At 64.5% G+C, this 14689-nt stretch carries 11 protein-coding genes; 4 read left to right on the top strand and 7 right to left on the bottom strand.

The features are described 5' to 3' along the window. The first annotated feature begins 92 nt into the window (after nt 1-92). From C0Z19_RS10345 to C0Z19_RS10335, 3 genes are all read left to right on the top strand, one after another. On the top strand, nt 93-314 hold the full coding sequence (locus C0Z19_RS10345; RefSeq protein WP_102609840.1) for a hypothetical protein: 222 nt from the start codon (nt 93-95) through the stop codon (nt 312-314). A gap of 90 nt (nt 315-404) precedes the next feature. Beyond that, the gene (locus tag C0Z19_RS10340) at nt 405-650 is read left to right on the top strand and encodes a DUF6566 family protein (RefSeq protein ID WP_102609839.1); all 246 of its coding nucleotides are present in this window, start codon (nt 405-407) and stop codon (nt 648-650) included. 58 nt (nt 651-708) lie between these two features. Beyond that, nucleotides 709-1731, top strand: coding sequence for an ion channel (locus C0Z19_RS10335; RefSeq protein WP_102609731.1), 1023 nt, complete (start codon nt 709-711; stop codon nt 1729-1731). A gap of 72 nt (nt 1732-1803) precedes the next feature. On the opposite strand, the gene C0Z19_RS10330 is transcribed toward C0Z19_RS10335, so the two are convergent. Then, a complete protein-coding gene (locus C0Z19_RS10330; RefSeq protein ID WP_102609730.1) occupies nt 1804-2316 on the bottom strand; it encodes a cupin domain-containing protein in 513 nt (170 codons plus the stop codon). Between the two features lie 220 nt (nt 2317-2536). Here C0Z19_RS10330 and C0Z19_RS10325 point away from each other — a divergent pair, with 220 nt between their 5' ends. Next, nucleotides 2537-6157 (top strand): indolepyruvate ferredoxin oxidoreductase family protein, encoded by a 3621-nt coding sequence (locus tag C0Z19_RS10325; protein ID WP_102609729.1) that lies wholly within the window; start codon nt 2537-2539, stop codon nt 6155-6157. A gap of 64 nt (nt 6158-6221) precedes the next feature. Here the strand turns inward: C0Z19_RS10325 and C0Z19_RS10320 are convergent, their stop codons facing one another. The 6 genes from C0Z19_RS10320 to C0Z19_RS10295 form a co-directional block, all read right to left on the bottom strand. Further along, the gene (locus C0Z19_RS10320; protein WP_102609728.1) at nt 6222-7427 is read right to left on the bottom strand and encodes a branched-chain amino acid ABC transporter substrate-binding protein; all 1206 of its coding nucleotides are present in this window, start codon (nt 7425-7427) and stop codon (nt 6222-6224) included. 244 nt (nt 7428-7671) lie between these two features. Next, complete coding sequence (locus C0Z19_RS10315; protein ID WP_102609727.1) at nt 7672-8952, bottom strand: EAL domain-containing protein; 1281 nt, start codon at nt 8950-8952, stop codon at nt 7672-7674. 301 nt (nt 8953-9253) lie between these two features. Next, nucleotides 9254-10561 (bottom strand): solute carrier family 23 protein, encoded by a 1308-nt coding sequence (locus C0Z19_RS10310; RefSeq protein ID WP_102609726.1) that lies wholly within the window; start codon nt 10559-10561, stop codon nt 9254-9256. Between the two features lie 244 nt (nt 10562-10805). Then, entirely contained in the window at nt 10806-12362 is a 1557-nt protein-coding gene (locus tag C0Z19_RS10305; protein ID WP_102609725.1) for a methyl-accepting chemotaxis protein, read from the bottom strand. 156 nt (nt 12363-12518) lie between these two features. After that, nucleotides 12519-12920 (bottom strand): cupin domain-containing protein, encoded by a 402-nt coding sequence (locus tag C0Z19_RS10300; protein ID WP_102609724.1) that lies wholly within the window; start codon nt 12918-12920, stop codon nt 12519-12521. Between the two features lie 164 nt (nt 12921-13084). After that, the gene (locus tag C0Z19_RS10295; RefSeq protein ID WP_102609723.1) at nt 13085-14518 is read right to left on the bottom strand and encodes an aminotransferase-like domain-containing protein; all 1434 of its coding nucleotides are present in this window, start codon (nt 14516-14518) and stop codon (nt 13085-13087) included. Between the last annotated feature and the right edge of the window lie 171 nt (nt 14519-14689).

Below are 14689 nucleotides of genomic sequence, written 5' to 3'. Positions count from 1 at the left end.
CGCTTCGCAAGCGCGAACGCGAACGCTCCGCCCGGGTGCGCCCGCTACACGCGTGCTACGATAAATTCACGCGTCCCTACGGGAGCATGATCATGGAAGACGTCACCTATACGAAAGGCATCTACACGGCCACGGCGGGTGTGCAGCAGCTCGACGACGGCCGGTTCCAGGGCGTCGTCCATCTCTCCCGCGACGACGCGACCGAACCCGAGACGACGGTCTACGAAGTCAAAGGCGTGAGTGCGACCGTCTCCGAGGCACTCGAAGAAGCCAAAGCGCTCGCGCATCAGATCCTGGGCGAACTGGAGTTGTAGCCGACGTAGCAGCCGCGCGGCGCGCAAGGTTCGCGCCGCCCTTCCTTGCGTTCCGAACGCGCGCCGCAGTACGGCGAATGGAGGTTCAAGATGACCGAAGAACTCTTTGCTTACGGTGTCTATTCGATTCATGTGCGGCCCATTGAGCTCGAAGCCGCGCGCTGGGACGCCGAGTACGAAATCCGGCAGCAAGACAAGCCCGTGCAGCGCTGGACGACCGTCGGCGGCGACGCCGGTTACGGCAATGTCACCGAGGCCATCGAAGCCGCGCACCGGCAAGCGCGGGCCGACATCGACCGCGGTGCGGGCGTGCCGAAACCCCGGGCGTTTCCGTAGTCGCGCGTGCGGGCTGCGCATGCTACGCTGCGCCCGTTCACGATGACGGGCCGCCTCGATGGCAACCGATACGCACAACCCGGTTCACTCTCACGCCAACGCCCACGCGGCGTCCCCCGGCGCTGGCGCGCCGCACGTGCCCCGCTCGCCCCATGCACGCCCGGCGCCCAAGCGGCGCGCGGCAGGCGGCAAGGGAGGCCGGCTGCTGCGCACGGGAACAGGCACCGTCATCACGCACGGCATGCCCGGCAGCACGAGCCTCGACCTCTACCATCGCGCCCTGACGGCGACTTGGCCGGCGTTCTTCGGCTCGATGGCCGCGTTCTTCGTCCTGCTGAACACCGTCTTCGCCGCGCTGTATTTATGCGGGCACGCACCGATCGCGAATCAATCGCCGCAAGGCTTCCTCGGCGCGTTCTTCTTCAGTGTGGAAACGCTGGCGACCGTCGGCTACGGCGACATGCATCCGCAGACCGTCTACGCGCACGCGATCGCGACGCTTGAAATCTTCACAGGCATGTCGAGCATTGCGTTGGCGACGGGCCTTATCTTCGTGCGTTTTTCGCGCCCGCGTGCGCGGATCATCTTCGCCCGTTATGCCGTGATCCGGCCGCTCGACGGCAAACCGACGTTGATGCTGCGCGCGGCCAACGCGCGCCAGAACTTTATCGTCGAAGCGAAGGCGAAGCTGCGGCTGATGCGGCACGAAACGAAGCCGGAAGGTTACCCGCTTTGGCGCATTCTCGATTTGAAGCTCGTGCGCGAGCAGCATCCGACCTTCCTGCTCGGCTGGAATCTCATGCATGTGATCGACGAAAGCAGCCCGCTCTACGGTGAAACGGCGGAAAGCCTCGCCGCATGCGAAGCATCGCTGATGCTGATGATCGAGGGCGCGGACGAGACGACGACACAGACGATGTACGGTCGCCACAATTGGAGCCACGAGGACATCCGCTGGCAACACCGCTTCCTCGACCTGCTGCACGACGACGAGGATGGGATCACGCACATCGACTACGCGAAGTTCGACGAGGTCGCGCCGCTCGACGGAACGCACGCAACGACGGCCGATTCGCCATAGTCGGCAGGCATTGCACCGACGAAAGCGGGCGCACCATCGGGACATCGCCTCGCTGGCGATCACTCGTACGACCTACTCGCCCAGCCGGCCCGTCTCACGTCGAACGTCGGGCAAGCCGTCATGCGGACCCAATTCGCGCCCGGGCCAATCGGTCCAACGGTCGGACCGTGTTGCCTCGTGCGCTTCATTGCGCGGGTAGCGGATGCGATTTTCCGGCTTGGGTCGTTCGCCGACGACGATGAGCCGAACCTCCTCATCGGTATTGTTGATGAACGTGTGGCAAATACCGGTGCCGGCCGGAAAACCGACAGCATCGCCTGGCGCAAGCCGATGCAGATGCCCGTCGATCCACGCGTCCGGGGTGCCTTCGAGTACATAGACGAACTCTTCTTCGGCGCTTTCCGCGTGCGGGTAAGAGGTGCGGCGTCCGGGCGGCAAGCGCAGGTGGTGAATGCCGATCCGCGTCAGCCCGAGCTTTTCCGCGAGCGGTGCGCCAATCGCCAACAGTTCGGTGTCGCCCTTGTAGTGGGCATTGTCTTCATTCTCGAGTTCGGTCCAGTTGCGGATGAAGCTGGGGCGTTGCATTTTTCCTCCTTCGGAAGCTGCCGAAAATTTCTTCTCCGATCCAGCCACTGACGCGCACAAACTACCACACCATCGACTTGGCCAAGATCAGATAGCAAAAATCCTCCCCCCTCGCCGCTAAAGAATAGAGCCTTCTGCCCCCGCGCCAGATGAGCGTCGTTCGCCTTCGGCCGGTCGCCGCTTTGGACGGGGCATACAAGAGCCTCAAGGAGACACCACCATGACCGCCCGCCTGCCGATCGACGGCGCGCCCGCCCTATCCGACTACCGCCTCACCGATAACCTGACGGCCACCCACGGCCGCATTTTCCTGACCGGGACGCAAGCGATCGTGCGCATCATGCTGATGCAGCGCGAGATCGACCGCGCGCTCGGCTGGAACACGGCCGGCTTCGTCAGCGGCTATCGCGGGTCGCCGCTCGGCATGGTCGATCAGCAGATGTGGAAAGCAAAGAAGCTGCTCGACGCGAACGACGTCCGCTTTCTGCCCGCCATCAACGAAGAACTCGGCGGCACGGCCGTGCTCGGCACGCAGCGCGTCGAAGCCGATCCCGAGCGCACCGTCGATGGCGTCTTCGCCATGTGGTACGGCAAAGGCCCCGGCGTCGATCGCGCCGGCGATGCGCTCAAACACGGCAACGCCTACGGCTCGTCGCCGCACGGCGGCGTCCTCGTCGTAGCCGGCGACGATCACGGCTGCGTTTCCTCGTCCATGCCGCATCAGAGCGATTTCTCGATGATGGCGTGGCACATGCCGATCGTGAATCCGTCGCATATCGCCGACATGCTCGAATTCGGCACCTATGGCTTCGCACTGTCGCGCTTTTCCGGCGCATGGGTCGGCTTCAAGGCGATCTCGGAGACGGTCGAATCGGGCGCCACCGTCGATCTCGACGCACTGACCACGCACTGGCCTGCTCCCAGCGATTACGCGCCACCCTCGGGTGGCCTGCACAACCGCTGGCCCGATCTGCCGAGCCTCACGATCGAAGCGCGCCTCGCGGCGAAGCTCGACGCCGTGCGCACGTTCGCCCGCACCAACAGCATCGACAAGTGGATCGCGGCAAGTCCGCGCGCGAACGTCGGCATCGTCACCTGCGGCAAGGCCCACCTCGACCTCATGGAAGCCCTGCGCCGGCTCGATCTGACGGTGGCCGACCTCGACGCCGCGGGCGTACGCATCTATAAAGTCGGGCTGTCTTTCCCGCTCGAAATGACACGCATCGACACGTTCGTCGAAGGCCTCACGGAAGTGCTGGTCATCGAAGAGAAAGGGCCCGTGGTCGAGCAGCAGATCAAGGACTACCTCTACAACCGCGCAGCCGACACGCGCCCGACCATCGTCGGCAAGCACGATGCGAGCGGCGCGCCGCTACTGTCGTCGCTGGGTGAACTGCGCCCCTCACGCGTGCTACCCGTCTTCGCACAGTGGCTCGCACGGCACAAACCCGCGCTCGATCGACGCGAACGCGTCGTCGACCTCGTCGCGCCGAAGATCCTCTCGAACGCCGCGGACGCCGTGCGTCGCACGCCGTACTTCTGCTCGGGCTGCCCGCACAATACATCGACGAAAGTGCCCGAAGGCTCCATCGCCCATGCCGGCATCGGGTGTCATTTCATGGCGTCGTGGATGGATCGCAGCACCACGGGCCTCATTCAGATGGGCGGCGAAGGCGTGGATTGGGCCTCGCATTCGATGTTCACGAAGACCAGGCACGTTTTTCAAAATCTCGGCGACGGCACCTATTTCCATTCGGGCATCCTCGCGATCCGGCAAGCCGTAGCCGCGAAAACGAACATCACCTACAAGATTCTCTACAACGACGCCGTCGCGATGACGGGCGGCCAACCGGTCGACGGCAGCATTTCGGTGCCGCAAATCGCGCGTCAGGTCGAGGCCGAAGGCGTCTCGCGCTTCGTCGTCGTCTCCGACGAGCCCGAGAAGTACGACGGCCATCACGGGCTGTTCCCGCAAGGCACGACATTCCACCACCGGCGCGAACTCGATGCCGTGCAGCGCGAACTGCGCGAAACGCAGGGCGTGACGGTGCTCATCTACGATCAGACCTGCGCCGCCGAAAAGCGCCGTCGCCGCAAGAAAGGCGAATTCCCCGACCCGGACAAACGTCTTTTCATCAACGAGGCCGTCTGCGAGGGATGCGGCGATTGCGGCGTGCAGTCGAACTGCCTGTCGGTCGAACCGGTGGAAACGCCGCTCGGGCGCAAGCGTCGCATCGACCAATCGTCGTGCAACAAGGACTATTCGTGCGTGAACGGCTTCTGCCCGAGCTTCGTGACGATCGAAGGCGGCAAGCTCAAGAAGGCGGCCGGCGCCGCATTCGATGAAGCGGCGCTCGCTCGCAGAGTCGATGCATTGCCGGCGCCGCGCGCCGGCCTCGATGCGGCGCCGTACGACATACTCGTGACGGGCGTGGGCGGCACCGGCGTCGTGACGGTCGGCGCGCTGATCAGCATGGCAGCCCACCTCGAAGGCAAGAGTGCGTCGGTGCTCGACTTCATGGGCTTTGCGCAGAAGGGTGGCTCGGTCCTTTCGTTCGTGCGTTTCGCCGCGCGCGACGAGTGGCTGAACCAGGTGCGTATCGACACGCAACAGGCCGACGTGCTGCTTGCCTGCGACATGGTCGTCGGCGCAAGCTCCGACGCGTTGCAGACGGTACGCCACGGCCGCACGCGGATCGTCGTCAACACGCATCCGATCCCGAATGCCTCGTTCGTCAACGACCCGGACGCCAACCTGCACGCCGATGCGCTCATCGACAAAATGCGCGACGCGGCGGGCGACGAATACATGTCGACGTGCGACGCCCAGGCGCTGGCCGCGAAGTTTCTCGGCGACACGATCGGCGCGAACATCCTCATGCTCGGCTACGCGTGGCAGCTGGGGCTCGTGCCCGTGTCGCACGCGGCGCTCATGCGCGCCATCGAGCTGAACAACGTCGCGGTGCCGATGAACAAGCTGGCATTCGCCGTCGGCCGTCTCGCCGCGGGCGATCCCGCGGCGCTCGAAGCGCTGTGGGCCGAACGCCATGGCGCACGCGGCGCCCGCAGCGAACCCGGCGCAGATGCAACGGGCGAGCGAACCGATGAAGGCGGCGATCTCGACGCGCTCGTTGCCGACCGCGAAGCGCGCCTTGCCGCTTACGGCGGCCCGCGCTACGTGCAGCGCTATCGCGCGCTCGTCGATGCGGCTCGGCAGGCCGACGGCCGCGTACCGGGCGCGCAACTCGCCCGCGCCGTCGCGGCGACGTTCTATCGCCTGCTTGCCGTCAAGGACGAATACGAGGTCGCGCGCTTATATACCGATGCGGCCTTCCGCGAAGCGCTCGAAGCGCAGTTCGAAGGCACGGCCGGCAAAGACTTTCGCGTGAAATTCAACCTCGCGCCGCCGGCGCTCGCCAAGGCCAAAGCGGGCCAGGCGCCGCGTAAGCAGACCTTCGGGCAATGGCTGTGGCCCGTGCTCGGCGTGCTTGCAAAGTGGCGTGGGCTGCGCGCAACGGCGCTCGATCCGTTCGGCCGCACGGTCGAGCGGCGTATGGAACGTGCGCTGGCCGACGACTACGAGAGCACGATGCAACGCGCCTTCGCCCTGCTCAACGCAGCGAACCTCGACGATGTGACCAAGCTCGCCGAGCTGCATCAGCGCGTGCGCGGCTATGGCCACGTCAAGCTGCGCAATCTGGCGAGCGCGAAGCGTATCGAGCGAGACCTGGCTGCGCGCATCGGGCTCGATGCGACGACGAGTGCGGCCGTTCAGCAGGCACTCGACGAAACGAAAGGCGCGGGCTCGCTGCGCGGCATTCCTGTCGTGGTTGCAAAGTAAGCAGGCGAACGAAAGCGAGGGGCGGACGGCGCACGATGGCGGCCGCCCCTCGATAGTCGGCTGTCTATTTCGGCTGCACCCAACGGCCGCTCGCATCCAGTTGCCGGAAGGCTTTGAATTTGTCGCCTTTCACGATGACGGCCATATAAACGGCTTTGGTGCGATCGCCTTTTTCGTTGAATGTGATGTCGCCTGTCGCCCCTTTGAACCCCGAGATCTTGTGTAGCGCGGCGACGATGTCCGCGGCCGTGGTCGAGCGAGCGTCCGCGATCGCCTTCGCCGTGACGGCAACGGCATCGTACTCGTAGATCGAATACGGACCCGGCCCGACGCCATAGGCCTTCTTGTAGCGCACGACGAAGCGCCGCGCTTTCTCATTCATCAGGAATTGCGGCAACGGAGCCGTGGTACAGATCATGTCTTTGGCCGCGCCATCGGCCGCTTTGATCAGCGTCGGCTCCGTCGTGCCGTCGCCGCCCATCAGATGTTTGACGGGCAGCTTCAGTTGCCGGAAGTCCTTTGCAAGCAGCGCCGCCTCGGGGTAGTAGCCCGTGTAGTAGATGACGTCCGGTTTCAACGCCGCCACCTGCTTCGCGACGTCCCCGTAATCGATCTGCCCGGGCGTCACCGCATCGTTGTAGACGACTTCGATACCCTGCTGCTTCAGCGCATTGACGGCATTGTCGGCCAGCCCCTTCGAGTACGTCGTGTTGTCGTTGATCACGGCCACTGTCTTCGCGTGCAAAACCTCTTTCATGAGCTTGGCAGCGAATGGGCCTTGTTCGTCGTCTCGACCGATTGTACGAAAGGCGTTGTCCCACCCTTTCTCCGTCAGTTCGGGATTCGTCGACGCATCCATCACATAGGCGAGACCTGCGCCGTGGAAGATACGCAGCTCGGGCAGCGCCGCGCTCGAGCAATAGCCGCCCGCCACGGCCACGACACCCTTGTCCACGAGCATTTGCGCAGCCTGGGCGGCTTTGTCGGCGTCGCATTCGTCGTCTGCCTGCACGAGTTCGATCTTCTTGCCAAGCACGCCGCCCTGGCTGTTGATTTCATCGGCGGCGAGTTGCGCACCGTTCAAGATGTCCTTGCCGGCTGACGAGTAACCGCCGGAGAGCGGCACGGGCACCCCGATCCTGATCGTCTCTTGTGCAAGCGCAGCGTCAGGCGAGGCCGCGACCGATAACGCGACTGCACCCATGCCCGCCAGCGCCGCTCGCCGCAGACCGTCGACCACGCGCGACGCGTCGGAATGCCGAACCATCATTTCTGTGCTCCTTGTGCTTGTTATGGATGGGAGCGCGTCTCGGCCGTCAGTACAGCGAAGTCGATGCGCGACCGCGGACACGCGCATCGCAGGTAGCAATACACGCGCCGCGATCGCCTCGCACAATTGATGCGCCGGCCGCGCCTGTTCCAATAATAGGCGTCGAACCACGCAGATCAAAGCGGATCAAGGCAGTCACGAAAACGTAACGACGGCTGCGGCGGCATCGGCATACCGCGCAAGCTCAACTGCGGGCTTCATCCTCGTGCCAGTCGATGTCGCCGCACAGCACGCATTGCCGCTCGCCGATACGCACGGCCATCGACAGCGTCACGCAAGGAAGCGCTTCGTTGATCGACAGGTACGGCTTCGTCGCATGGATGCGATCGGGTGCATCGATAGCCGCGTTGAAGTAAGGGCGCCGCATCCAATTGGCGCCCTGCGCGTCGACCACGGGAAGGAAGCGCGCTTCGTGACCCGCACGATCCGCGCGCAGCACGACGTTGCGGCCGGTTTGGCGGCCTTGCTCGTCGAGCAGGAAGCAGCGCGCCGCGCGATCGAGTGCGAGGAAGTTCCAGCACACTTCTTCGAGCGGCTCGCCTTGCACAAGACGTTCGCCCGCACGTTCGAAGGCGCGCAGGTAAGGCGCAAGCCGGCCCGCCCGCCCGCGCTCGCGCGCTTCGTTCTGCGCGCGGTGGCGCTCGACGAGCGCCGCGATGCGCTCGGCCGCATAAGCACTGTCGGCCGAGGCGGGACTCGGCCGGCCGAAGTGAAAACCCTGAACGAAATCCGCGTCACAGGAAAAAGCGAGCTGCGCTTCGTGCTCCGTTTCGACGCCTTCGATCAGCACGAGCTTGCCGGCCTCATGCAACATCGCCACGAAGCCCGGCAAAATCGCCGCCGCCTGCGTACGATGCGCCGCCTGCGAGAGCATCATGCGATCGACTTTGACGATGTCCGGATCGAGCTGCCAGATTCGTTCGAGATTCGAATCGCCCGCGCCGAAATCGTCGAGCGCGACCAGGAAGCCCTGCTCGCGAAAACGGCGCGCTTCGTCGGCCAGCTTGTCGAAATCTTCGGCACGCACGGCCTGCAGTTCGAGCACGATGCGCCGCGGCGACAGTTCGAGCCGATCCAGATGCGCGCGAAACGCAGCCGCATGATACGAATCGGTCAGCGCGCCCGCATGGACATTCAGGAACAACCACTCGCGCTCAGCGTGTAGCGTCTTGAAGTTTTCCAGATGCAGCGACTGCGCCAAGCGGTCGACATAATGAAGTTCGCCCTGGCGCGCCGCATCGCCGAACACGTCGAGCGGCGGCACCGGCCGATCGAAGATGTCATGCGCGCGCAGCAAACCCTCGTAGCCCACGGCACGCAAATGCGACAGGCTGAAAATCGGCTGGAACACGCTGGTGAGCGTCAGGTCGCGATGACGCAGCGCGTAGCGCTGCTGCCCCGATATCAGATCACGTTCGAGCGCCTGCGGCGCCGTTGTGCTGCTTTCCCGCACGGAACTCACCATGGCGAACTCCACTCGCGGCAGACGCGGACGTCGCGACCGACGTACGCAGATAGGGTGAGAAAGTGATAGACGAACGACTTCATCGACGGCTCCCTCGAATCTTTTACTGTAGTGGTAGCCGGGACGAAAGCAAGGTCCATGCGCACGCTGTCGCAATGACGCGGACCGATCAATGCAGCGCGGGCAGGTTCAAGGCATTGGACCTGCCGTCCGTGCGCGATGTCGGGACAAAGGCGCCGCAGCAAGCGCCCGCGCGCACCGCCGCGGTGCATACGGACGCGCCGCGGCGCACAGATGACGCTTAGAGCACCGGGCCGCGCGCCATTTCGCGGCGCAGCAATGCGTACAAGAGAATCGCGCCGAAGGTGGCCGTGCCGATGCCGCCGAGCGCGAATCCGCCGATCTGGAGCGAGAAGTTGCCCGCGCCGACCACGAGCGTGACGGCTGCGACGATCAGGTTGCGGTTATCGGAGAAGTCGACTTTATTGACGACCCAGATGCGCGCGCCCGTCACTGCAATGAGGCCGAAGACGACGATCGAGACGCCGCCGAGCACGGGCCCGGGAATCGTTTCGATCAGCGCGCCGAACTTCGGCGAGAAGCCGAGCACGAGCGCGATGACGGCCGCCACGACGAACACGAGCGTCGAGTAGATCTTCGTCACGGCCATCACGCCGATATTTTCCGCATAGGTCGTCACGCCCGTACCGCCGGCGAAGCCGGAGACGATCGTCGCGAGGCCGTCGCCAACGAAAGCGCGACCGATATAGCGATCGAGGTTTTGCCCCGTCATGGCGCTGACGGCCTTGATGTGACCGAGGTTTTCAGCGACCAGAATGACGGCGACGGGCGCGAGCAGCAGCATTGCGTGCGTGTCGAACACCGGCGCCGAAAAATGCGGCATGCCGAACCAGGCGGCATTCGCGACCATCGCGAAATCGACCGGTTTGCCGAGCCCCATGCCGTTCGTGGCGATGGCGTAGATGGCGTAGGCGATCAGCAGGCCTACGAGGATCAGCAGGCGCTGCATCATGCCGCGCGTGAACACCGCGACGATCCCGACGCTGAGCACAGTGACGATGGCCATCCACGAATCGAAAATCGAGCCGCTCACGCCCTTGACCGCAATCGGTGCGAGGTTGAGCCCGATGACGGCGACGATCGATCCCGTCACGACGGGCGGCATCAGCGTTTCGATCCACCTCGTGCCGACTGCCGCCACGATGAGTCCGATGATCGCATAGACCACCCCGCATACGACGATGCCGCCGAGCGCGACGGGAATGTTCATGTTCGGGCCGTGTCCCGCGTAGCCGGTCACGGCAATGACGAGCCCGATGAACGAGAAACTCGACCCCAGGTAGCTCGGCACGCGGCCGCCGACGAGCACGAAGAACAGGAGCGTGCCGATGCCGGACATGAGAATGCACAGATTGGGATCGAAGCCCATCAGCAGCGGGGCGAGCACGGTCGAGCCGAACATCGCCACGACGTGCTGCACGCCCATGGCGAGCGTCTGCGGCCAGGGCAGACGTTCGTCGGGCGCGACCACGCGGCCTTCGGAAGCGCGCGGCGCGACGCGCCAACGCGGAAAATAGGATTCGGCCATGCTGGATTTTCTCCTTCTCGCGCGGGGTGGGTGCGCCGCTCCGATACGGCGGCGCTTTGGAATCACGCGCGAGTTTAAGGACGGCAATAACCGGTGACAAGCGATCGAGCCATCGATCGATAAAGAAGGCGCAGTCTGTTGCGCCCTCGGGAGGTCGAGCGAGTCATGCTGCGGCAAAGTCAGGTGGCGAAGTCGGCCTTTGAAGTCAGCCCTCGAAGTCAGACTCGGAACGACGGCGATATTCCTAAGCGCCGAGCTCGAAAACGGCGACAGCCGCCTTCAATTGCCCGGCTTGCTCGGCCATCGAGCCTGCCGCGGCGGCGGCTTCCTCGACGAGCGCCGCGTTCTGCTGCGTCGTGTGGTCCATCTGCGAGACAGCGATCGTCACCTGCTCGATGCCCTTGGTTTGCTCGCCGGAGGCCGCCGAGATTTCGCCCATGATGTCGGTCACGCGCTGCACGGCGCGCACGACTTCGGACATCGTCGCGCCCGCACGTTCGGCCAGCGCCGCGCCGCTATCGACGCGCGCCGTCGAGGTTTCGATCAACGCTTTGATCTCCTTGGCCGACACGGCGCTGCGCTGCGCGAGCGAACGCACTTCGCCCGCGACGACGGCGAAGCCGCGCCCCTGCTCCCCGGCGCGCGCAGCCTCGACCGCTGCGTTCAAAGCGAGGATGTTCGTCTGGAACGCGATGCCCTCGATGGCGGCAATGATGTCGGTCATGCGCTTGGAGCCGTTCGCCAGTTCGCGCATCGTCTCCACCACTTCTTCGACGAGGGTGCCGCTCTGGGTCGCGACCCCGGATGCCGCACCCGCGAGCGTGCTCGCTTGCGCCGCATTATCCGCGTTGTGACGGACGGTCGAGCTCAGTTCCTCCATGCTCGACGCCGTCTCTTGCAGCGCCGCGGCCCCTTGCTCCGTGCGCAAGGAAAGATCGGCGTTGCCGCGCGCGAGCTGCTGCGACGCGCCGGCGATCGCCTCGCTCGAAGCGCCGATGCGCGCCACGATGCCGGCCAGGTGATCGCGCATATCCTTCAGCGCCCACAGCAAGCTCGATCGATCGCCCGCGCGCGTCTCGATCCGTACGGAAAGATCGCCCGCCGCGATCCGGCTTGCGATATGCGCCGCGTAGCCCGGCTCCCCGCCGAGCTGACGCGAGAGCCGACGCGCGATCAACCAGGCCAGACCGGCGCCGGCCAGGAGCGACGCCCCCATGAACGCGAACATGATCGCGCGCAGCGATTCGAATCGCGCAGTCGCTTCGGCGACGCTATCGGTAGCGACCGCGTGCTTATAGCGAATGGCCGCTTCGAGCGATTCGCGCAGCGCATCGCTGGCGGCGATGACTTCGCGAACCATTTCGGTGTGGTCCATGCCCGCCGGCATCGACTCGCTACCGACCTGGATGCGGATGAACCTGTCCCACACCTGCTCTTTGGCGCGCACGTCCGCAACGATCTGATGACCGCGATCGTCGCCAATCGCCTGTGCGAACCGGTCGAGATTCTGATGGATGGACACGAGCGCGTCCGCCATGCGCTGCTGCAGCTTCTGCTTTGCGGCCGCGTCGGCGGCGAAATCGAGGTTCGCGCCGGAAAGATCGGCATCGAGGCGATATTTGTTCGTCTCTTCGATGGCATACAGGCCATCCATCTGCGCCGTGCCCAGGTCCGCCGCGATACCGTGCATCGTCGCGATACCCCAGACCCCCACGCCGCCCACGATCATGCCGAGACCGATCACGAGGGCAAAAGCACACAAGAGCTTGCTCAACACTGTCAGACGGTCGAGTCGGTTCATTTTGGAGTCCTTACCGATTTTCAAGAAAAGCGAGCCCCGTTTCCGCCGCCGAACCGGGGCACTCACGCTTGATTTACGGCAAGAACGCTTCGGGATTTATATGCGTATAGCCGAAATAACCCGCCGCGTATGCATAGGGGTCAAACCCGAGGCCGTTCAGATCCAGACGTCATTCGGTTGCGTTCGTTCGTTACGTTCTTCGCCCGTATTGAGCACGCCACAGGGCTCGATCAACATCAGGCTCGCCTCGCGCTCGGCATACGGTTTGTGCTCGACGCCGCGCGGCACCACGTAAAGGTCGCCGGCGCGCAAATGCACGGGGCCACTGTGCAGATCGATACGTAACTCGCCTTCGACCACAAAGAACGTCTCGTCGGTATCGGCATGGCTATGCCAAACGAAATCGCCCTGCACCTTGACGATCTTGAACTGATAGTCGTTCATTTGCGCCACGACGCGCGGCGTCCAACGATCGCTGACAAGCGCGAGCTTGTCGCGCAAATTGACGATGGTTCCCACGCCCTGGCGGGCTGCTTCCTTTGCATTGATCTCGGCCATATTCGCTCCTTGTTTCGGTGTTGGATCGGGCTGAGCCACGAGTTCGATCGCGGTTCCATCGCGGTTCCCTATAAACCAGCGCCGATCGTAACGCCGCCTCAGCGACGATAACAGCCACAGTTTTCGCGCGGTTCGACCATCACAGTTTCAGGATGTCCCTGCCTTCACGCGGCAAGCATTGCCTTTGCCAGCCGGCCCAGACGGCGCACGCCGTCTTCGACACGCCCGTTCCAGGCGTGCCCGGCGCTGAGCCGCAGGCAGTTGCGAAAGCGCCGGCTTGCGGAAAACACATCGCCCGGTGCAAAGCAGATGCCCTTGTCGAGGGCGCGATCGAACAGCGCGCGCGAATCGAAGCCTCGCGGCAACTCGAGCCAGAGCACGAACCCGCCCGCCGGCCGGCTGAGCCGGGTCTCGGCGGGAAAAGCCGCCTCGACCGTGCGCGCCAGCTGCATGAGGTTCGCTTCGAAGACGCGACGAATGCGGCGTAAGTGGGCGTCGTATGCGCCCGTCGACAGGAATTCGGCGAGCGCGACTTGCGGCAGCACGGGACCGCACAAACTGAACGCAAGCTTGCGCTCCATGACCTGCCGCGAATAAGCGCCAGCGGCGATCCACCCGATTCGATAGCCGGGAGCCAGGCTCTTCGAGAACGAGCTGCAGTAGATCGTATTGGCGCCGCCGTCCAGCGCAATGAACGGTGTCGGCCGTTCGCGACCAAAGTAAATATCGCCGTAGACGTCGTCCTCGATGAGCGGCACCGCATGTCGAGCGAGCAGTGCAAGCAGCGCACGCTTGTTCGCGTCGGTCATCGCCGACCCAAGCGGATTGTTGAACGTCGATGAAAACACGCAGGCGGCCACGGGCTCAGCCTCCAGCAAACGTGCGAGCGCGCCCGGATCGACGCCGCGCGTCGGATCGGTCGGTAACTCGAACGCCTTCAGGCCCAGCACTTCGAGCGTGTGCAGAAGGCCGAAATAAGTAGGAGACTCGATCGCGATCGTATCGCCGCGCTTGGCCACCGCGCTCAATGCCAAAGTCAGCGCCTCGGTGCAGCCGCCCGTGATTTGCACATCGTCGGGCGCGAGCGTGTGACCCACGCGCATCGCGCGCTTGGCGATTTCGCGGCGCAGGCTCGCTTCACCGCGCGGCTCGCAATAGACGTTGTAGCGGGCGCCGTCTTGCCGCGCCGCGCGCGCCAGCGCGAGATCCAGCCGCTTCGATTGCAGTAGTTGGTAATCGGGCACGGCGCAACCAAGCGGCACGAGCGACGCGTTCGACGCATGTTCGAGCAGCCCCGCAACGGCGCCGCTGATCGATACGGTCGAAGGTTTCATGCGCGCTCGCGCCGTTGAAGGCAATGCGAGCGCACCGCTGCGAGCCGGCGCGATGTAGAACCCCGATTGGGGCCGGGCGATGAGAACGCCGCGCTCTTCCAGCAGACGGTACGCCTGCAACGCCGTCGAAATGCTGATGCGGTGCTGCTCGCTGACGGCGCGCACGGACGGCACGCGCGCGCCCGGTTCGAGGGTGCCGTTCTCGACCATGCCGACGATCATGTCGGCCAGTTGTTCGTAGCGATACGGGGTGGGCGTGGTCATGAGCGCGCTCGTTCGGAATCATCGGGTGCCTCGATTATCGGTGCGGCACAGGCAATGTTCCAAGCCGGGCTGTATTTGTCGGAGTTGCCGATCCTTCAACTGTTATGGGACATTCGGCCCGAGTACATGTTCGTCCGTACCTGACGCTGCTGCGCGCTCGGCCACGATTGC

It is taken from the genome of Trinickia soli, from assembly GCF_002879855.1.
GTDB lineage: Bacteria > Pseudomonadota > Gammaproteobacteria > Burkholderiales > Burkholderiaceae > Trinickia > Trinickia soli.
The sequence above is the reverse complement of the archived record's forward strand: the minus strand, read 5'-3'. Positions and strand labels throughout refer to the sequence as shown.